Genomic DNA, 18,366 nt, shown 5'->3' with positions numbered 1-18,366 from the left:
TTAATGGCAATAAAAGCCGCCAAATTACCTTGGTTTAACCTTTTTTTAGCTATTTACCACTTGACCCAAAGCCACCAGAGCGCGTGGTCTTAATTTCGTCCTCAGCCGAGGCCGTTAAATATGATGTAAAGATACCTTGCCCAATCCGTTCACCTTTTTTGATCTGAACGTCACGAATGCCCATATTAATCAATTGAATGAAGATTTCACCTTCATTGTTCGGATTGTCATAATAATCGGCGTCGATCACGCCAATCCCGTTTGGCAAAATCAAGCCCCGTTTGAGTGGATTGCTGGACCGGTTTGCAATTAATAAATATTCATTTTCATTCATGAAAGCCTTGATACCCGTTGGCACTAAAAATGGTTTAAGCGTCTTAGCCGCCGCGTCTAAGTCAGTCGCTGAAGACGTTTCGCCATGCCGTAATTGCCAAAGAACTTTGATGAAATTCAACTTCCAAATTGAAGGAAGTGTAAAATCAGCCGCCGCTTCAAAATCATAACCGGCAGCTTGCTTGGTCGTCCGATAGGGGATGGTTAATCCAGCTTGGGCATACTTACTGACAATCTTAAATCCACGTGCCATTTATTATTTCCTACTTTCTTTAAAGAAAACGCTCAGCAAGTCATCCGTTGCTAGCGTTTCGTTGCGTCATCAAGTGATCTTATTTTAAGTTATCAGCCAGCCGTCCCTGAGGTTTCAACGACACAGCTGATAATGTTAATATTTTACCATACTTCAGCTGGAGATATCGTTGACAAATCAGGCATTTATCGGTTTAATTACCTTGAGATATAAAACCCTTTACAAGGTGGTGACAGCAATGGAATTCACACGTGAACCGAATCGTTTTTTCTTCAACGATTCTGATGGTAAATTAGCTGGTGAAGTAACCTTTCCAGCAATCAACAATGGTCAAGTTTGGGTCATTGAACACACTTTTGTCCGTGACGATTTTGGTCATCAAGGGATCGCCGGCCAACTCGTCACCGCCGTTATTGACGCGGCCCGAACGGAACACAAACAAATCAAACCGCTTTGTACTTACGCTAAGGCATTCTTTGATCGTCACCCCGAAGTTGCAGATGTTTTAGCCAATTAAAATTAAGGAGCACAGCAAAAATGACTCAAGATCAATTGAAAAAACTTGTCGGCCAAAAAGCCGTTGAATATATCCAAGATGGCATGAAAGTTGGCCTCGGAACCGGCTCAACTGTTAAATTTATGGTCGATGCACTCGGTGAACGGGTTAAAAAAGAACACTTACAAATCGTTGGCGTCTCAACTTCCGCCCGGACTGCGGCTCAGGCCAAAAGTTTAGGGATTCCCATGAAGTCCGTGGACGAAGTCGATCATTTAGATCTGACCATTGACGGTGCCGACGAAATTTCAGCCGACTACCAAGGCGTCAAAGGTGGCGGTGCCGCTTTACTTTTCGAAAAAATTGTTGCAATCAATTCCGACAAAGTCATGTGGATCGTTGATGAGAGTAAAATGGTCAACCAACTTGGCGCCTTCGGACTACCTGTCGAAGTCATTCCTTATGGTAGTCAACATATTTTTGAAAAAATGGCCGCTAAAGGTTATCATCCTGTTTTCCGCAAAGTTGATGGTGACTTTGTCCGCACCGATTCTAATAATTATCTCATTGACTTACATCTCGATCCGATTACTGACCCACACGCTCTCGCCGAAGATTTGATTCATATGGTTGGCGTGGTTGAACATGGTCTCTTTTTAGATATGGTCAACACGGTTATTGTCGGTCATGAAAACGGTCCCGAAGTTATCGAAGCTCGCCCTTAAATTGCAGACTTGCCGGAAAGCCATTTTACCGATACAATTAAAATAAGATTAAAGGAGTGTGATTTTTTGAGTAAAGCAATTAGTATGGATCAAATCGCTAATTTCCAAGCTGATTTAGATCAACGCGCAGAGGCTAAAGTCATCGAACGCGCCGTCACCAAAAATGGGATCTTAGCTAGCAGCCAAGATATTCAAGCCATGAGTCAAACCACCCCAGTGTTCTCCATTGATTTAGACACTGGTAGCGTGGCCAATCAAAAACAAAGTGGTCGTTGTTGGATGTTTGCCGCTTTAAACACCATGCGGCATTCACTCGCTGATCGTTTCAAATTAAAGAATTTTGAATTGTCACAAAACTACACCTTCTTCTGGGATAAATTCGAAAAAGCCAACTACTTTTACGAAAATGTCCTCGCAACGGCGGATCAACCTACCAGCAGCCGTAAAGTTGCTTGGTTAATGACCACACCACAACAAGATGGCGGTCAATGGGATATGCTCGTTGCCATTATTCAAAAATACGGGATCGTGCCTAAGAGCGTGATGCCTGAAACTTATAACAGTTCCAAGTCGGCTGAAATCAACAGTACGCTTAACTTAAAGTTACGCAAAGACGCGGTTGAATTACGAGAATTAGTTGCCTCTAAAGCAACCGACGACCAAATTCAAGACCGTAAAGAAAAAATGTTGAACGAAGTTTACCGGATGCTTTCTTACGCTTTTGGTGAACCAGTCACACAATTTGACTGGGAATACCGCGATGACGATAAAAATTATCATATCGATCAAGGCTTAACACCACAAAGCTTCTTCAAAAAGTATATCGGCTGGAACCTAGATGACTACGTTTCAATCATCAACGCCCCAACTGATGACAAGCCATACAACCATACTTACACCATCGAAATGTTGGGTAATGTTTTAGGTGGGCGTGAAGTCAAACATTTGAACGTTTCAATGGCTGACTTCAAACAACTTGCCATCAAACAACTCCAAGCTGGCCAATCGGTTTGGTTCGGTTGTGATGTCGGCAAGTCTTCTGACCGGCAAAAAGGTGTGATGGCAACCGATGTTTATGGTACCGATGAATTATTCGATGTTGACCTAGCCATGTCTAAAGCTGAGCGCCTAGATTATGGTCAAAGCTTGATGACTCATGCCATGGTCATCACTGGTGTTGACCTTGTTAACGGCCAACCTACTAAATGGAAGGTCGAAAACAGCTGGGGTGACAAAGTCGGCGAAAAAGGCTTCTTCGTAATGAGTGATGCCTGGATGGACGAATATTGCTACCAAGTCGTCGTCAACAAGCAATTCTTGTCTGATGGCCTCAAAGCTGCGCAATCAGAAGAACCAACTGTTTTAGCCCCTTGGGATCCAATGGGTGCTTTAGCCTAAGTATTTCAAGATAATTTAAAATCCGAGTTTGATAATTAATTTTATCAAGCCCGGATTTTTTTATTGTTTTTTTAATTAGGTTGCAACATAAATAAATGTCGGAATGGTCTTAAAAAATCAGCCACTACAATTCGTCTTTACCGATTACTCGTAATTGGTCATCCAAATGATATTGAATTGGCACCCCGTTAGCGACTTCAACCCCGTCAATGCCGGTGTCACTGATCTGCTCTAAATATTTAATCAGTGCCCGCAACGTACTCCCGTGCGCAACGATGAGTTGATTTTGCCCATCAAGTAATCGTGGCGCAATCGTATCAATCCAGTAAGGCATGATCCGATCATAGGCCATTTTTAAACTTTCTCCCCGTGGCTCCACGGCAGGACCATACTTTGTATAACGACGATCATTACTCAATTCGGCAGGCGCCAGCAACGGTGGCACGGTGTAAAAGCTCCGTCGCCATTGCTGCACTTGAGCCTTCCCGTATAGCCGGCGAGTCTCATCTTTATTTTGGCCGCGTAACGCGCCATAATGGCGTTCATTCAAACGCCAACTTTTAGATTCTGGGAGCCATGATTGATCAATTTCATCTAAAATAATATTTGCCGTGACGATGGCCCGCTTTAAAACTGACGTATGCACCGCGCCAAATTGTAAGCCGGCTTCACGTAACCGTTTGCCAGCATGATGCGCTTGCTGAATTCCCACCGCTGTCAACGGTACATCACTCCAACCCGTATACGTGTTATCACGATTGGCCGTGCTTTCACCATGTCGGACAATAACCAATTCTGTCATAAATTTCTCTCCACCTGTCGCCTTGAATGACTCTATCATAATCGATTCTACGGGATAAACGCAAGTTGACCCCACATAAAAAGGCTTGAGTGCTTTCACTCAAACCTTGCTCATTTCAACTTTAATCCTCTTGTTCAGAGATTGGCGCTGAATGTGTCGCCAACGGCTGTTGCGCTGTCGACTGGTCAGCCGCCTGCTTCACAGCTTTGCCCATCGCACTGTCGCGTTCCTTGAATCGATTCCCAACAAAGGTCACCACAGAACCAATTAGAATCACAACAATTCCGACAATCGTCGTTGGCAGAATCTGTTCATGTAAAATCATCGCGGCTAGAATTGGTGCTAGCCCTGGTTTGATGAAGAAAACCAACGATGCCGTTGAAACATCGGTCTGTTCCATAGCCAGGAAGTAAAAAGCGAAGCCACCCCCGGTGACACAGACACCGATAAAGAATAATAGCCAGAAATAAGACATATTAACGTTCGTTAAAACCGGAATAGCTGCAAACTGACGCAAGCCAATTGCCCGTAAGCCGCTCGCAACTGCCGGAATCTTAGTGATTAATGCCAAAACCAATAATTCGAAAGCCCCGGCAAAAAAGGTGAAACAAGTCATTGTCAACCCATTTAAGCCCCGTTTAACGGAACCGTACCGTGAAACAATACTATACAAGCCAAAAGTAATGGCTGAACCGATAGCTAACACTAATCCCAAGCCATTCGTCAAATGCGCCGGATTAACGATGATCAGCAACCCAATCACCGAAATCACGACTGAAATCAGATTTGAACGACCCAAGCGTTCATGGAGAATCAAGTATGAGAAGAGCAGTGCAAAGACTGGATTGCAGCTAAATAACACCGCGACCGTCGACGCTTGATCCACCGTAATCGCAAGTTGATAGAGTGACATACTAACAATGACACAGACCAACCCGGTGAGGGCGAATAACCGCCAATCGGCTCCAACCAATTTTCGACCAGTTTGCTTTAACGCACTCAAGGCAAATGGTAACAAAACTACTGCCCCAATAAAGAACCGAATCAAGTTTAATTGAATCGGATTAAATGCGCTACCTGCCATCTTTAGGGCAATTTCCATTGAGCTAAACATCAACGTCGAAATTGCAATGTAAAGATATGCTTTCTTCACGAAACGTTCGCTTCCCTCTTAATAAAAATTTAATCGTTAATGACATCTAGTATAGCACCATTTTCAGTAAGCTTTCAAACTAACGAATGAAATTTGACTGGACAATCATCATCAAAACTGGAATTACGATCAAACTCAACAGGGTGGTCTCAGTCACCATAACCGCCGCATAGTCGGCATCCGCGCCATACAATTTAGCAACAACTGGCGCGTTGGTCATGACTGGCATCGCAGATTGCAAAATGAAAACTTGTTTCATTTCTACTGGCATGGACATTGGAATCAGCATCAAAGTCATCAAGACTGGGGCAAAAATGAAGCGTCCCAGTAAAATTCCAATACTATCCTTATCAAATCGCATGCTACTCAAACCAGCGTTAGCCATGGAGATCCCAATGAAAATCATCGACAATGGTACGGTCAAGCCACCGATATAAGTGAAATCTTGCATCAAAAAATTGGGCAATTGAATATGGCATAACACCAAGATCACCCCAATAATAAAGCCCAATAATGGCGGTGAAAAAATCTTCGATAGCGTTTGCTTTAAATCAAATTTGGCCGTACCGACCCCATCACGCTGAATCAAATAGACCCCTAATGTCCAAAATATCGTGGTATTCGCCATGTAATAAACCAAAACGTAAGGCAAAGCGCTATTCCCAAATAGCGCTTCATTCACCGGCAACCCGATAAAAACCGTGTTAGAGTTCAGAAACATCGACGAAAATAGCCCACGGTGTGACTTTTTAATATTAAGCGCCCGCATCACGCCGAATGATAGCCCAAACAAAATAGCCATATTTAATACTGGAAATCGCAGTCCGGGTAACGTTGATAATAATTTCTGGGCCGTGAAATCTTTGGTGATTGTCGCAATCATGTAGGCCGGCAAGGCGATCTGTGTGACTAATCGGGCCACAAGTTTAGTGGAATCTTCACTAAACCACCCCCAGGATGCTAATAAATAGCCCAAAGCAATCATTACAATAATGATAACGACCCCTTGAATACTATGTAAAAAGATAGCCATAAGTGCTTACCCTCCTAAAAATAATAATCTCATGAGAATTCTTCAAGTATACCACTGTTTTTTCAGCTCTTGTAGTTGGTTCAATTTTGCAAACGTTTGACTCTGGTCACAATTTTACTTATAGTATTCTATAATTGCGTTCTGGTTGATTTGAGTCACTGGTCCAGCGACCGATTGTTAAAATCTTCTTAAATCAGCCACAGTAAAGCACGTAAACTTGGGTTTCGGCATAGAATGAGACTAGTGAAAATACGAGATAATGAGGAACTAATATGTCAGAAAATAATAATGAACCACTGGGGCCACGGCAAACTCGGTACCGACAGCGTGAGCATCGGAACCCCCATCTACGACCACATAAGCGCCGGCCATGGCTGCTGATTCTACTGCTGATCGTGGTAGCTTTGGGCTCTGGCGCAGCCATCTGGGGGATTAAAACCTGGAATGCCGCTAAAAACACGATGAATACGACTTATCAAGCAACTGGCACCTCCAAGCTCCGTAACGTGGATGCCGTTTTAAAGAAAGGTAAGCCGTTCTCCATTCTGCTGTTAGGAACCGATACGGGCGCTTTAGGGCGAGGCAAGACTTTTTCTGCTCGAACCGATACGATGATCGTCGCAACAATCAACCCGAAAAAAGAAAAGATGACCTTAACGAGTATCCCTCGTGATACCTTAGTCACCATTGATGGTCAATCGCAAAAGATTAACGCTGCTTATACCATAGGTGGTGCTAGTGGTGCCGTCAAGTCAGTACAAAAGTTACTTAAGTTTCCAATCGATTTCTATGTACTGATTAACATGGGTGGTCTGAAACAGATCATTAGTGCTATGGGCGGCGTGACGATTACACCCACGATGACTTTCAAGTATGGCAATGCCAACGTTAAAAAAGGCGTTAAAATCAAGCTGAGCGGCGCAGCGGCATTAGATTACTCACGGATGCGCTATGATGATCCGTTAGGTGACTATGGTCGGCAAAAACGCCAACGCCAGATTATCATGGCGATGGTTAGTCAATCTAACTCACTAGGTTCCATCGCAAATATTGAAAAAATCACGAAAAAGCTTTCAACGAATATGCGAACTGATTTGACTTGGAGCGATATGGTTGCGCTAGATACGAAGTATAAAAACGCTTCGCATCACGCGAAAGCCTACACGTTGCAAGGAACGGATGCAACTATTGACGGGCTTTCCTACCAAGTCGCATCGGCATCAGAACGCTACAAGACTTCGAAGCATATTCGCCAAGATCTGCAACTCTCAACCGCTAATTTGACGCTATCCTATTTTGAAACGACCGCGTCAATTACTACTGGTAGCAGTAGTGCTAGTTCGTCATCGTCATCGGCAACGACCACTGATGGCACCACTACTGATGGCACTACCACGGATAGTTCTCAGACTTATGATACAACCACACAAGATAACACGACGACTCAGCAGGGTTATTAGGCTCTAGCTGATCCTCAAAAAGCGATACCCATTTAATTCTGGGTATCGCTTTTTTTGACGCATTTTATAATGTGTATGTTTAACTTGCCGCTCCGGTTGGTCTGGACTGATGCTGGAACGTGGTGGCCACGGTTGTGAGCCAAAGAACGGTCTCACAAGCCGGGCTTTTCCTAAGCTGGAAGTTCACCAGCAACCGAAAATTTCACCACTGAGCATCATCCAGCCCGCCTTGCGCTAATTAGCAACGCTAATATTAATTAGTTATTAGTAGGATATAACTTAGATAATATTTTATAGATCATAACCACCATTTAGTCATGCTTGTGGCCACTGATCTAAAAATGCTTGGAATTTCGCTTCCCTTTGCGCAATCAAAGTTGAAGCAGACTGTGTCTGTAGCGTGGTGATTGTCGTAATGATTTGCTGACAAAGTGTTGCCACCAAATCTGGTCGCTGATGATCAATGACTTGATCAACTAGCCCTCGCCGTTGTAAATCAGCCGCAGTCATTGGTAGCAGATCGATTGCTTCACTAACCGTTTGTTGACCATGCAAAATCGCGGCCACGGCTTCTGGTGACGCCACATTAAACAGACTGTCATCTAACATAATCATCGCATTAGCGTTGGCAAATGCTAGCGCACCGCCACTATGGCCTTCACCTAAAAAGACCACTAAGTTTGGGACTGTCAGCTGTCCCATCGTTGCAATCAAGTCTGCAATCGCTTGGCTTTGACCAAAACGTTCCGATTTAGGACTGGCATCCGCTCCAGGCATATTAATTAAACTGACCACCGGAAAGCCAAACTTTTCTGCATGCTGCACCACTCGTTGCGCCGTCCGATAACCGGCCACCGCCAAGGCCCCACCATTTTTTTCACGCCGTGTCTTGAGATCATGACCACGATCAATCCCTAAAACCGCTAAACCTTGCTGTTGAGCGGTACGACCAAACCCCGCAGTTAATGCGGCATCGTCACCTAATACACGATCACCATGTTGCGCCACCATCGTTGGCAATAGTGCTTTGATCACCGTGGGCGCGCTGAGCCGATCCGCCGCCCGTAACCGTCGTAAACGTTCATCCATGTTGTGGCCCCCCTGATTGTTGATAGTTAGCCAAGACATTGATCAAGTACGCACGCAATTGTGGCCGCACTACCACGGCATCTAACTGACCGTGTGCGCGTAAACTGGGTGCCGATTGAAAATCATCAGGTAACGACGTTGGCATCGTTTGTTGAATGACACGGGCGCCGGCAAAACCGATTTTGGCCCCCGCTTCCGCCACGATGACATCTCCTTTGAAGGCAAAACTCGCCGAAACGCCACCCATCGTTGGGTCAGTTAAAACGGTCACAAGTGGTAATTTAGCCGCTGCGAACCGCGCTAGTTCCGCTAAAATAAGATTCATGCCGACTAAAGCGTAAAGTCCCTCTTGCATCCGAGCGCCACCTGACGCCGTGACAATAACGACCGGTACCCTGCGTTGGCGTGCTTGTTGCAAGGCCGCGATAATTTTTCGGGTGACGGTTGTATTGAGTGTTCCCATCATAAAATGGGAGTCCATCACCATCAGCATCGCTGGCCAAGTGTCAAAAGTGGCCCAGCCAGTGATAATGGCCTCATCCAGTCCTGTTTTAGCTTGAGCTTGGGTTAATTTGGTCGCATAATTTGGAAATTTGAGTTGATCTTGCGACCGCACTGACGACTTTAGGGCCGTAAAACTTCCTGAATCAGCTAGTTGAGCTACTCGTTCTGTTGCGGATAACCGTTGCCAAGCTTGACAGTATGGACATTGTCGCCAAGGCCCCCACTGTGATTGGTGTACATGCCGACCACAAGCTGGACAACGGGTCCAAATGCCGGCAGCTGGATAATGACTCATTTTTCAGCCTCCCAACGCGCTAAACTGTGTATTGAATACGTGTCCGCCGCATATGCTGGCCGCGCTACTGTCTGTTGCAAGAAAGCTAGATTCGTCGCAGGACCGCTGACTTCGACTGCTGCCAACGCGGCTTGTAACTTTTGAACCGCTGCTGCACGAGTCGGTCCGGTGACCATTAATTTTGCAATCAAGCCATCATACATCGTCACCAAGTGATCACCCGCACGATACCCTGTATCAATTCGAACCCCAGTTGGCCAAGTCAAGGTTTTGATCACCGTTTGTCTGATTGGCAAACTCGCCGTAATTCGTGCTTCAATTGCCACGCAACGTGGTTTTAGCCCAATCGTAGTTGGATAATCGATAGCTTCCCCAGCCGCTTGGCGCAACTGTGCGACGACAATATCAACACCTGTCGTCAACTCCGTCACCCCATGTTCAACTTGTAAACGCGTATTCATTTCCATAAAGTAAAACTGGCCTTCAGCGAATAAATATTCGATCGTACCTAAGCTTTGATAATTTAAATCGGCTAATAATTGATGTGACAACCGATAGAGGGTCTGCCGTTGCGAACGCGTTAAAACGCTGGCCGGGCTTTCTTCCAAGACTTTTTGTTTATGTAACTGCAAACTACAATCCCGATCCCCTAAAATATAAAGCTGATCTGCGGTGCCTAAGACTTGGACTTCAATATGCCGAGCCGTGGGTAAAAAGTGTTCCAAATACATGGCATCATTTAAAAAGGCCGCCGCCGCTTCTTGACGCGCCGCCCGCAATTGCTGGTGCAAGGCTTGGGCAGTCGCTAACACCCGAATCCCTTTACCGCCACCGCCATGGCTCGCTTTCAAGACTAATGGAAAGCCAATTTTGGTTGCTAATTGTTTAATCTGTGGCCAAGCTAAGCCTTGAATTGAAGCACCAGCTAAGACGGGGACCCGCTGTTCACGAGCATAGTCCTTCGCTAACGATTTATCCCCCATTAGCTTGATCTGCGCTGCTTGGGGACCGACCCAGGTGATGCCACATTCTGCACACATCGCCGCAAAATTGGCATTTTCAGCCAAAAAGCCATAACCCGGATGAATGGCATCTGCATGGGTATTCAGCGCCGCCATCAAAATAGCTTCAGCATTTAAATACGAATTAGCTGCGGGAGCCGGACCGATACAGACGACTTCATCTGCTAATTGGGTATACCAAGCATGTCGGTCAACCGTTGAACACACGGCGACCGTTTGAATATTCAATTGTCGACAGGCTTTGATAATCCGGATCGCGATTTCGCCCCGGTTAGCAATAAGCAGCTTGTGAAACATTTCTACCGATCCTCTCGCATTTTAAATAACGGTTGCCCGAATTCTACTGGTGCGCCATCTGCAACCAAAATCGCCGTCAACGTCCCAGCATGTGGGCAAGTCAATGGATTAAATAACTTCATACTTTCAATTTGACCCAATTCCTGACCCTTGGTAACTGGTTGTGCCACGGTCAAATCTGAAGAAAGGTGCATGACTCCGACCATGGGACTGGTAATGACTTGGTCATCAGTGGTTGCCGTAGCTTTACCTGCTGGCGTCGTTGGCGTGGCAGCAGGCTGATTCCGGGAAACTTCGATCTCTAAGTCGCCAGCTTTCACCCGAATTTGTTGATAACCTTCACGATCGTATTTTTCAACTAAGCAATCCAAATCTTTTAAGTCCATCATCCACCGCTCCTATTTCTTGATTAGAATTGACCCATAGGCCAGACCACCACCAAAGGCCGTCAATAAAACGGGGCCAGTTAACTGGTCAAATACCCCAGCTAACGCCATTGCCACGCCGGCCGATGACGTATTGCCAAACTTTTGCACATTGTGGGGGAATTTAGTCATCGGTAACGCTAAGTTGTCTGCAATCTGTTCAATGATCCGTAAATTAGCTTGATGACAAATCACGTACTGTAAGTCCGTTGGCGCCAACTGCGCCGTTTGCAATAATGTCTTCATTTGTTGCGGCACCACTGTCGTTGCAAACTTGAAGACCTCACGTCCAGCTTGATAAAACGCATCCGTTTGTGGATAATTATCTGCACTAATCGTCGTGATGGGACGCACCCGACCAGAATGAATAACGGTGGCGTTTCCTTGCGTCTGTAGTTTTTCCGCCAAAATACTATTTTCTGCCGGATCAGTGGTCGGTTGCAGTAAGACACCACCCGCGCCATCGCCAAAAAAGACAGCGGCAGTGCGATCTTTAAAGTCCATCATTTTTGAATTAACCTCTGCACTAATGACCATCACATTTTGATACTGCCCGCTACGAATAAATTTATCGGCCGTCGACAGACCAAAAGTAAAGCCCGCACAGGCTGCACTCATATCAAAGGCAAACGCCTGATCGGCACCAATATTAGCCTGTACCAGGCAAGCTGTTGCGGGTGTCAAAGCATCGGGCGTAATTGTCGTCACAATAATCAAGTCAATCTCGCGGGCTGCCAAGCCGCTCTTCGTTAACAGTTGTTGTGCGACTTCGGTTGCCAACGACGAAGTGTTTTCTTGGTCCATGGCAAAATGACGCGTGACGATTCCAGTATGCGCTTGAATCCATTCGTCATTAGTCGTCATAATCGCTGCTAATTCATCGTTGGTGACCACGCGGGCTGGCACATACTGCCCTGCCGCTGTGATTTTTGTATAGACTGTCATTTACTGAACCCCACTATTCCATCTCGAATTAATTATGTTCGTTGGTTTAATTTTATCAATAAAACGCGTCACGTCAAAGTTTGCGCTTGAAATTTAGTCAAATCCTTAGACAAGTGCCTGACAACTGTCTGAAGCATTGTTAACTATTCTAACAAAGTCATCCTGATGCGACTCATGGTAGCATCACGATCACATAGATTAAACAAGGTTTAAACGGCCTTGTTTCAGATGCATCCTCCGTTAATCAGTAATACTAATAATATAATCATCGGAACTAAGTTTGCCAATATCCTATTGTTTATAACTACTGATCAACCCCGACGTTAAACACCAATTTTCCCAAAAATATCGATAGCCCTAGTCCAAATGAAAGCCCAATTGATATTAGCCCCGCTGATTATTAGTGCAGGGTGGACTGGATGATGCTCAGTGGTGAAATTTCTCTTTGCTGGTGATTTTCCAGCTTAGAGAAAGCCCGGCTTGTGAGACCGCCCTTTGGCTCACAAACGTGGCCACCACGTTCCAGCATCAGTCCAGATCACCCGGAACGGCAGACTAAGCGGATACCGTTATAACGCCAACATCAAAAAGCCGTTCAACTTCATCGTGACTAAAATAAGCATCATCCCGCTGGACAATGCTCGTTTTAGTTTTATTCAACTGGTGCTTCAAAACCATTTTTAGCTAATAACGGCATGACATCGACTCGTTTGTCAGTGGGTACCTTTTGCGCAAAGATCGATAAACCCGCCGCTTGCAATTGATAGAGCGCCGCTGCTTCACTGGGACCAACGGCAATCGCATTAGTCACCATCACCATGCCAGCGGTGTAGGCTAAACTACCAATATCAACGCCAGTCGCCGTAAAGTCCAAGCCACCAGCTACCAACCGCGCCATATTTTGTGGCGTGTCTGTGAGTATTAGTGGCTTAACGGTGTCGAATAATGGTTCATGATAGATCTGAATCATCTTTTCAACCGTAATGACATTCGCCCTCACACCCGGCGGCGCGGCCTGCACAATTAACATTTTGCGTAAGTCATCCTGTGCGACACTATCAGAAACCACTAGAATCCGGTTAGGCGCAACTGTTTTTGTCCAAACCGTCGCCACTTGACCGTGTAATAGACGACTGTCAATCCGTGCTAACCGGACTGTCATCGTCATAGTAAGTCATCTTCCTCGCCATCTTGTAATAGTTCCAAGTGTTTGATCCCAATTTTTCCAGTTTCTTCCAAATGGGCGATTACTTCATTAATTGGTTTATCTCTGACCGTATAGGCTTCAATCAACATCGGCAAGTTGAGCCCCGTGATTAACCCCATGCGGTCGGTATGTTCAGCGACAATTCGACTTGCCGCATTGAACGGTGACCCACCCCACAAATCCACTAAAAATAAGACCTGGTCATCCGCATCAAAAGTGGCTAAAGCCGCATCGAGCTTTTTCGTTAAATCTTCCGGGCCTTCATCTAATTTAAAGGTCACCGTTTGAACTTTCTCCTGTTGCCCAAAAATCATATAGGATGAATTGACCACCCCGTTCGCAAATTCCCCATGACTCACAACGACAAACGCTAACATCTAAAATAACCTCCCTTTTTCCCTTTAAGTGACTGTTCATTGATATACATGCAAGAAACATGCCAAGTAGTGTATCACGCTATGCCAGCTTGGCCTGATGATTTTCTAATAACTGAACAATGTAATAATTTTCGGCCTCTGAGAAGGTCAGTTGCAACTGATCAGTTAACTGCTGATCAGCTGCTTGCACGACTGGATACCACTTGGAACTAGCCATCGTTGGTAATTCTTCTGTGGGGGCTGTAATCTGATCTTTGATAGCCGTGCGCTCTAAAGCTCCCGCCAAATGCATGATTAAATCGATTCGAAAGGCATTCGTCATCGGTTCATCCAAAGTCTGATTAATCTTTTCACTGTACTGCCACAAAATCGTGGTCAACTTTTTAGGATTTAAGAAAGTGAAATAATCACCCAAATACTTCTCGCATAATTCTGGCGTTAGTTCACGCAAATCAGTCAACTTACTTTGAGGCGCATTTAACCCCATCGCCAATTGATCGATGAATTTTTCGCCACCACCTTGTAGCAGTTCTTCCAGCGAAATAAATGGCACATCTAGTTTAGGCTTCGCAATCCCAGTTGCCGCAATGATTTGGTAGCTTCGACTAATCTGTGCCAAACGATTCGGCATGTCGACCACTGAAATTGGAAAGACCGTGATTCCCTCAATAAAGTTTTGTGCCAACAAGCTATCCAGAATGGTTTTAATGCGTTCAGCCGTGCCAACACCGGTCGCACAGATTGCGATAATAGCGCGATGATTAGCATCCGGCTTTCCTGCCGTTTCAGTTGGTACCGGAATGGCTGGCGTGGTCTCTGTTGGTAAGTTACGCGAAATTCGTGAATAACCTTTAAATCCGACCAATTCGCGATAAATCGTCTCCAGATCACTGTCGATCAAGCCCGACTTGCGGACGGCTTCCAAAACAACCGGCGTGGTTACCATATCAATCGTACGAATGGCAATTCCCGTTTCTTTCTGAATACGTTTGCCGAAGGTCGTTAACGACCCCATATCGACTAACATCAGCACGCCATTGCCAGCGTCTAATTTCTGAATCTGTTCCTTAATATGGGTGTAAGCAACCTCGGGGTCCATATCCAGCGGCATGTCAAACGCCGCGGCATCGTAATCATCTAACAGTTGACCAACAACTTGAGCCATCGAAGAAGCGGTGCTCATCCCATGAGCCGCCACAAAGACGCCCACTTTACCGTCTAGTTGCATTGACTTCAATGAAATTAACAGAATGGCTAAATAATACACTTCCGATTCTGGAATCGGTAAATGATAGCGTTCATCCAAACTCTGCTTTAAAACTTGGGCTGCCTTGATTTCAGCCGGATACTCTTTAACCATGGCCAGCATATCAGCACTCATTTGTCGCATCGGCTTTCCGGCCTGAATCCGCTTGATAAATGAACTAATGTGCAAACTGACCGCATAAATGAAATTATCTTTAAAATTGTATCCTAGTAACTGTTGAATCGTTTCCTGAGCCGTCTTGGTAAAATCGATCACATCTTGATCAACGATTTCTGCCAGCTTGTTTTCTGGTGAAATGTTCATCTGCGTTTGCTTATAAAACGACTTTAAGTGTAAATTAATGTCAGTCGTAATGAAGCGATTAATATGTTCCTTATCTAAACCTTCGCGGCGTAATAAGGACGCCTTGTCCCCGATGATTTCGTATAAATTATAAGGCAATTCATAGTTATCATTTTTATTTCGTAAGGGTGTCGGGCCATCATTCGGCTTAACCACCAAAACTGGGTCCAATAGTTCTGAAATGGCGCCAAGTTCGTGGCGATTAGACGCCACCGTCATCAGGCCACTCCGAATATTTTGGGGTAGATCATCCATGGTAATAGTGATCTCGGTATCATTTTCAATGCTATTTACGAAGCCTTGGGCACAGACTAATTGGATATTGGACTTCAATTGGCCCACGTTCCCATAAGTCACCGACCCTAATAAGGCTTGCACCACGTCTTCAGTCAACCGAATTTGCTTATTGATACGCGCCGCTTCCAGTGACAATAACGCTTTCAATAATGCCAATCGTTCTTTAGCCGACCGTTGGTTGAACGCTGGCAACTGGATCGTAATCGGAATCCGCCGGACGAAAGTTTGTAATAGTGAACTCTTGGGGTCCTCAGTCGTGGCACAAACTAGTCGCACGTTAGCATGATGGTTTTTAGCCGTTTCACCCAAACGTGAATAAGTCCCATGATCCATGAAGTAGAAGATCATTTCTTGACCTTCTGGTGGTAAACGGTGGACTTCATCCAGAAAGAGCATGCCGCCATCCGCCTCTTGAATCAGGCCATCTTTATCCTCATTGGCGCCGGTAAACGATCCCTTAATGTAGCCAAATAAATGCGACATTAAAAGTTCCGGATTATGCGCATAGTCTGCACAATTAAACGTGATCAAGCCTTGAGGATTCGTCAAAACCCCTTGTGTTTCCGCAAATTCATACATCGTATTGGCAAAGTAAGTTTTCCCGGAACCAGTTGGCCCAATGACCAACGTATTTAAGCCTCGCGGCGGATATAGGATTGCCGCTTTGGCTTGTTCTACTTGATTTTGTAAACTCTCGTGGGCACCAATCATACTGTCAAAAATATCCGTAGCGCCAACCTTAGTCGTGACTGGTGTACTAGTTGTCGCACGTTTGGTCCGTGTTTGTGCTGAATGAACACGTGCTGGCGAAGCAGGCGCTGCCGGTTGTTCAGCCGTTAACGGCGTATAGCGAACTGGGCGGCCACTGAGCTTCACCAGTTGTCCCTCACGCACTAATGTATTCAACTCTTTACTGACATTCGGTCGGGCTAGCGCTAAACCCTGGGCAACCATTTCGGTCGTCATGCCCGCCGAATCGCCGTGCTGGCAGACAAATTCATAAATCCGTGCTTTTCTAGTCAACCAAGCCACTCCTTTGTATTACAGTCGTTACGTGTCATAAAACGCTTAATTAAGTCTAATCTTACCACACAAGTGTATCAATACACTACGACTATTCTTCGTTCGACCACATGGACAAACAAAAAGGCCACCTCGAAAGGTCGCCTTCATGTTGAACTAGTTTTACTTCAAATAACTACTTTGATTTTTACCCTTAAACGCCCGCTTCAGCACATCGAAAAAGGTCAACGACCGAACAATATGTTCAGGCTTAACATGTTTTCGAACGGCTCGTAAAACTTTCCGTGGGGTCTTCGAAGAAAAGGTATAAGTCCCATTCTTCTTTGTGCGAAAACCATACCGCGGAATCCAGCGTCCCTTGAACATAACCGATACAATGACTCGGTCAACTTCATTCCAAGGAATCTGAATATAGTTTTTAGCATTGCGGTTATCGTAAAATTCAAAGCCCCGATCACCGACCATGATTTTACCGTAATCAGTCAGACCTAAATGCGAATTACCGTCAACAACCATATCAACCTTTGTATTAAGCGATTGAACCATGTGAGTATCTCCATTTCTTTCTCTTGATTACACCGATTATACGGCGCTGGCGCTTTTTTCGCAAAGCCCCTGATTAACAAAAAGAGACGAACTCAGATGAGTCCATCTCTTAAGACCTAAGTCAATGACTCAGATTGCATCAAATCATCTCTACATAACACCAAGAACGTGCATGATAACACCAAAGGCGAATAAACCAAAGATGATCCAGATTGGTGAAACTTTCTTCTTTAAGAGCCACATACATAAGAAGGTAATCACTAAGGCAGCTAAACCTGGAATTAATTGATTCAAGTTATCTTGCAAGGTCGTAACCTTGTATTTGTCCAATGATAAACCGGCTTTTTGTTGTGTCAAAGCTTCTTTGACACCCTTAGCACCGGCTGGAAGACTGTTCCAGTCAATGTAAGCACCCTTAGCTTGTTTGATTGATGAAACTTTAACCGGACTGAAGTCAACATTGACCCACCGTTCGATCAAGGCTGGTAAGATGAACATCCCTAAGATAGAAGCACCCTTGGTAATGTCTTGCAAAATACCACCTGATAAGTCGTCAGTAATCGCAGAACCGGCTTTGTAGCCAAGTTCTTGTGTGTACCACATAAATGCCATCCGGATAACATTCCAGACAACGAAGTACAAGATAGGACCCATGATACTACCACCCATAGCAAGGGAAGCAGCCAAGGCACCAATGATTGGCTTAGCCGTGAACCAGAACACTGGATCACCAACACCGGCCAAAGGACCCATCATCCCAACTTTAACCCCTTGAATCGTAACATCGTCAATGGGAGCCCCATTAGAACGTTCTTCTTCAAGCGCCATGGTAACACCAATAATTGGTGATGCCACGTAAGGATGAGTGTTAAAGAATTCCATGTGACGCTTTAAAGCAGCGGCACGATCTTCTTTAGTCGTATATAACTTTTTCAAAGCTGGGATTAATGAGTAAGCCCAACCACCGTTTTGCATCCGTTCATAGTTCCAAGAACCTTGGAGGAACGTTGAACGCCACCAAACATGAATACGATCACTTTTAGTTAATTTAATTTGATCAGCCATTTTAGTTTTCCT

Annotated in this window: 18 protein-coding genes; 4 read left to right on the top strand and 14 right to left on the bottom strand. The window is 45.1% G+C overall.

Features of this window, described 5'->3' with window-relative positions; genetic code table 11:
- Nucleotides 1–49: 49 nt before the first annotated feature.
- Complete coding sequence (locus tag RA086_RS02455; protein ID WP_308702336.1) at nucleotides 50–586, bottom strand: dCTP deaminase/dUTPase family protein; 537 nt, start codon at nucleotides 584–586, stop codon at nucleotides 50–52.
- Nucleotides 587–824: 238 nt separating this feature from the next.
- Between RA086_RS02455 and RA086_RS02450 the strand changes: the two genes are divergently transcribed.
- From RA086_RS02450 to RA086_RS02440, 3 genes are all read left to right on the top strand, one after another.
- Entirely contained in the window at nucleotides 825–1,103 is a 279-nt protein-coding gene (locus RA086_RS02450) for a GNAT family N-acetyltransferase (RefSeq protein WP_308702335.1), read from the top strand.
- A 20-nt stretch (nucleotides 1,104–1,123) separates the two neighbouring features.
- The gene (gene rpiA / locus RA086_RS02445) at nucleotides 1,124–1,807 is read left to right on the top strand and encodes a ribose-5-phosphate isomerase RpiA (RefSeq protein ID WP_308702334.1); all 684 of its coding nucleotides are present in this window, start codon (nucleotides 1,124–1,126) and stop codon (nucleotides 1,805–1,807) included.
- A gap of 66 nt (nucleotides 1,808–1,873) precedes the next feature.
- Nucleotides 1,874–3,205, top strand: a complete 1,332-nt coding sequence (locus RA086_RS02440) for a C1 family peptidase (protein WP_308702333.1) — start codon at nucleotides 1,874–1,876, stop codon at nucleotides 3,203–3,205.
- A gap of 124 nt (nucleotides 3,206–3,329) precedes the next feature.
- Here RA086_RS02440 and RA086_RS02435 read toward each other — a convergent pair whose 3' ends face one another.
- The 3 genes from RA086_RS02435 to RA086_RS02425 all read right to left on the bottom strand — a co-directional run bounded on the left by RA086_RS02435 (nucleotide 3,330) and on the right by RA086_RS02425 (nucleotide 6,193).
- The gene (locus RA086_RS02435; protein ID WP_308702332.1) at nucleotides 3,330–4,007 is read right to left on the bottom strand and encodes a 2,3-bisphosphoglycerate-dependent phosphoglycerate mutase; all 678 of its coding nucleotides are present in this window, start codon (nucleotides 4,005–4,007) and stop codon (nucleotides 3,330–3,332) included.
- Nucleotides 4,008–4,128: 121 nt separating this feature from the next.
- On the bottom strand, nucleotides 4,129–5,160 hold the full coding sequence (locus tag RA086_RS02430) for a DMT family transporter (RefSeq protein ID WP_308702331.1): 1,032 nt from the start codon (nucleotides 5,158–5,160) through the stop codon (nucleotides 4,129–4,131).
- A 79-nt stretch (nucleotides 5,161–5,239) separates the two neighbouring features.
- Nucleotides 5,240–6,193, bottom strand: coding sequence for an AEC family transporter (locus RA086_RS02425; protein ID WP_308702330.1), 954 nt, complete (start codon nucleotides 6,191–6,193; stop codon nucleotides 5,240–5,242).
- 272 nt (nucleotides 6,194–6,465) lie between these two features.
- Between RA086_RS02425 and RA086_RS02420 the strand changes: the two genes are divergently transcribed.
- The gene (locus RA086_RS02420; protein WP_308702329.1) at nucleotides 6,466–7,653 is read left to right on the top strand and encodes an LCP family protein; all 1,188 of its coding nucleotides are present in this window, start codon (nucleotides 6,466–6,468) and stop codon (nucleotides 7,651–7,653) included.
- Nucleotides 7,654–7,968: 315 nt separating this feature from the next.
- On the opposite strand, the gene accA is transcribed toward RA086_RS02420, so the two are convergent.
- The 10 genes from accA to RA086_RS02370 all read right to left on the bottom strand — a co-directional run bounded on the left by accA (nucleotide 7,969) and on the right by RA086_RS02370 (nucleotide 18,354).
- Nucleotides 7,969–8,742: a carboxyltransferase subunit alpha gene (gene accA / locus RA086_RS02415; protein WP_308702328.1), complete on the bottom strand. Its 774-nt coding sequence runs from the start codon at nucleotides 8,740–8,742 to the stop codon at nucleotides 7,969–7,971.
- On the bottom strand, nucleotides 8,735–9,541 hold the full coding sequence (locus RA086_RS02410; RefSeq protein ID WP_308702327.1) for an acetyl-CoA carboxylase carboxyltransferase subunit beta: 807 nt from the start codon (nucleotides 9,539–9,541) through the stop codon (nucleotides 8,735–8,737). Before RA086_RS02410 ends, accA begins: the two co-directional genes overlap by 8 nt.
- On the bottom strand, nucleotides 9,538–10,860 hold the full coding sequence (locus RA086_RS02405; protein WP_308702326.1) for an acetyl-CoA carboxylase biotin carboxylase subunit: 1,323 nt from the start codon (nucleotides 10,858–10,860) through the stop codon (nucleotides 9,538–9,540). The genes RA086_RS02410 and RA086_RS02405 overlap by 4 nt, the downstream gene beginning before the upstream one ends.
- Before the next feature lie 2 nt (nucleotides 10,861–10,862).
- Complete coding sequence (locus tag RA086_RS02400) at nucleotides 10,863–11,249, bottom strand: acetyl-CoA carboxylase biotin carboxyl carrier protein (protein WP_308702325.1); 387 nt, start codon at nucleotides 11,247–11,249, stop codon at nucleotides 10,863–10,865.
- 9 nt (nucleotides 11,250–11,258) lie between these two features.
- Nucleotides 11,259–12,230: a beta-ketoacyl-ACP synthase III gene (locus RA086_RS02395; RefSeq protein WP_308702324.1), complete on the bottom strand. Its 972-nt coding sequence runs from the start codon at nucleotides 12,228–12,230 to the stop codon at nucleotides 11,259–11,261.
- Between the two features lie 652 nt (nucleotides 12,231–12,882).
- Nucleotides 12,883–13,398: a PTS system mannose/fructose/N-acetylgalactosamine-transporter subunit IIB gene (locus RA086_RS02390; RefSeq protein WP_308702323.1), complete on the bottom strand. Its 516-nt coding sequence runs from the start codon at nucleotides 13,396–13,398 to the stop codon at nucleotides 12,883–12,885.
- Nucleotides 13,395–13,814, bottom strand: coding sequence for a PTS sugar transporter subunit IIA (locus tag RA086_RS02385; RefSeq protein WP_308702322.1), 420 nt, complete (start codon nucleotides 13,812–13,814; stop codon nucleotides 13,395–13,397). Before RA086_RS02385 ends, RA086_RS02390 begins: the two co-directional genes overlap by 4 nt.
- 79 nt (nucleotides 13,815–13,893) lie before the next feature.
- Nucleotides 13,894–16,743: a sigma-54-dependent transcriptional regulator gene (locus RA086_RS02380; protein WP_308702321.1), complete on the bottom strand. Its 2,850-nt coding sequence runs from the start codon at nucleotides 16,741–16,743 to the stop codon at nucleotides 13,894–13,896.
- Between the two features lie 162 nt (nucleotides 16,744–16,905).
- Complete coding sequence (locus RA086_RS02375) at nucleotides 16,906–17,289, bottom strand: DUF956 family protein (RefSeq protein ID WP_308702320.1); 384 nt, start codon at nucleotides 17,287–17,289, stop codon at nucleotides 16,906–16,908.
- A gap of 150 nt (nucleotides 17,290–17,439) precedes the next feature.
- A complete protein-coding gene (locus RA086_RS02370) occupies nucleotides 17,440–18,354 on the bottom strand; it encodes a PTS system mannose/fructose/sorbose family transporter subunit IID (protein WP_308702319.1) in 915 nt (304 codons plus the stop codon).
- Between the last annotated feature and the right edge of the window lie 12 nt (nucleotides 18,355–18,366).

The sequence above is a fragment of the Lactiplantibacillus brownii genome, assembly GCF_031085375.1.
Classification (GTDB): domain Bacteria; phylum Bacillota; class Bacilli; order Lactobacillales; family Lactobacillaceae; genus Lactiplantibacillus; species Lactiplantibacillus brownii.
Note: the sequence above shows the minus strand (reverse complement) of the source record. Positions and strands in the feature narration are given on the sequence as shown.

What these genes read in the sequence shown, in the direction of transcription:
- RA086_RS02425 (WP_308702330.1), bottom strand. Translation starts at nt 6,193, where the DNA reads ATGGCTATCTTTTTACATAGTATTCAAGGGGTCGTTATCATTATTGTA.
- RA086_RS02395 (WP_308702324.1), bottom strand. Translation starts at nt 12,230, where the DNA reads ATGACAGTCTATACAAAAATCACAGCGGCAGGGCAGTATGTGCCAGCC.
- RA086_RS02450 (WP_308702335.1), top strand. Translation starts at nt 825, where the DNA reads ATGGAATTCACACGTGAACCGAATCGTTTTTTCTTCAACGATTCTGAT.
- RA086_RS02435 (WP_308702332.1), bottom strand. Translation starts at nt 4,007, where the DNA reads ATGACAGAATTGGTTATTGTCCGACATGGTGAAAGCACGGCCAATCGT.
- RA086_RS02370 (WP_308702319.1), bottom strand. Translation starts at nt 18,354, where the DNA reads ATGGCTGATCAAATTAAATTAACTAAAAGTGATCGTATTCATGTTTGG.
- RA086_RS02405 (WP_308702326.1), bottom strand. Translation starts at nt 10,860, where the DNA reads ATGTTTCACAAGCTGCTTATTGCTAACCGGGGCGAAATCGCGATCCGG.
- RA086_RS02455 (WP_308702336.1), bottom strand. Translation starts at nt 586, where the DNA reads ATGGCACGTGGATTTAAGATTGTCAGTAAGTATGCCCAAGCTGGATTA.
- RA086_RS02410 (WP_308702327.1), bottom strand. Translation starts at nt 9,541, where the DNA reads ATGAGTCATTATCCAGCTGCCGGCATTTGGACCCGTTGTCCAGCTTGT.
- RA086_RS02400 (WP_308702325.1), bottom strand. Translation starts at nt 11,249, where the DNA reads ATGATGGACTTAAAAGATTTGGATTGCTTAGTTGAAAAATACGATCGT.
- RA086_RS02420 (WP_308702329.1), top strand. Translation starts at nt 6,466, where the DNA reads ATGTCAGAAAATAATAATGAACCACTGGGGCCACGGCAAACTCGGTAC.
- accA (WP_308702328.1), bottom strand. Translation starts at nt 8,742, where the DNA reads ATGGATGAACGTTTACGACGGTTACGGGCGGCGGATCGGCTCAGCGCG.
- rpiA (WP_308702334.1), top strand. Translation starts at nt 1,124, where the DNA reads ATGACTCAAGATCAATTGAAAAAACTTGTCGGCCAAAAAGCCGTTGAA.
- RA086_RS02390 (WP_308702323.1), bottom strand. Translation starts at nt 13,398, where the DNA reads ATGACGATGACAGTCCGGTTAGCACGGATTGACAGTCGTCTATTACAC.
- RA086_RS02375 (WP_308702320.1), bottom strand. Translation starts at nt 17,289, where the DNA reads ATGGTTCAATCGCTTAATACAAAGGTTGATATGGTTGTTGACGGTAAT.
- RA086_RS02385 (WP_308702322.1), bottom strand. Translation starts at nt 13,814, where the DNA reads ATGTTAGCGTTTGTCGTTGTGAGTCATGGGGAATTTGCGAACGGGGTG.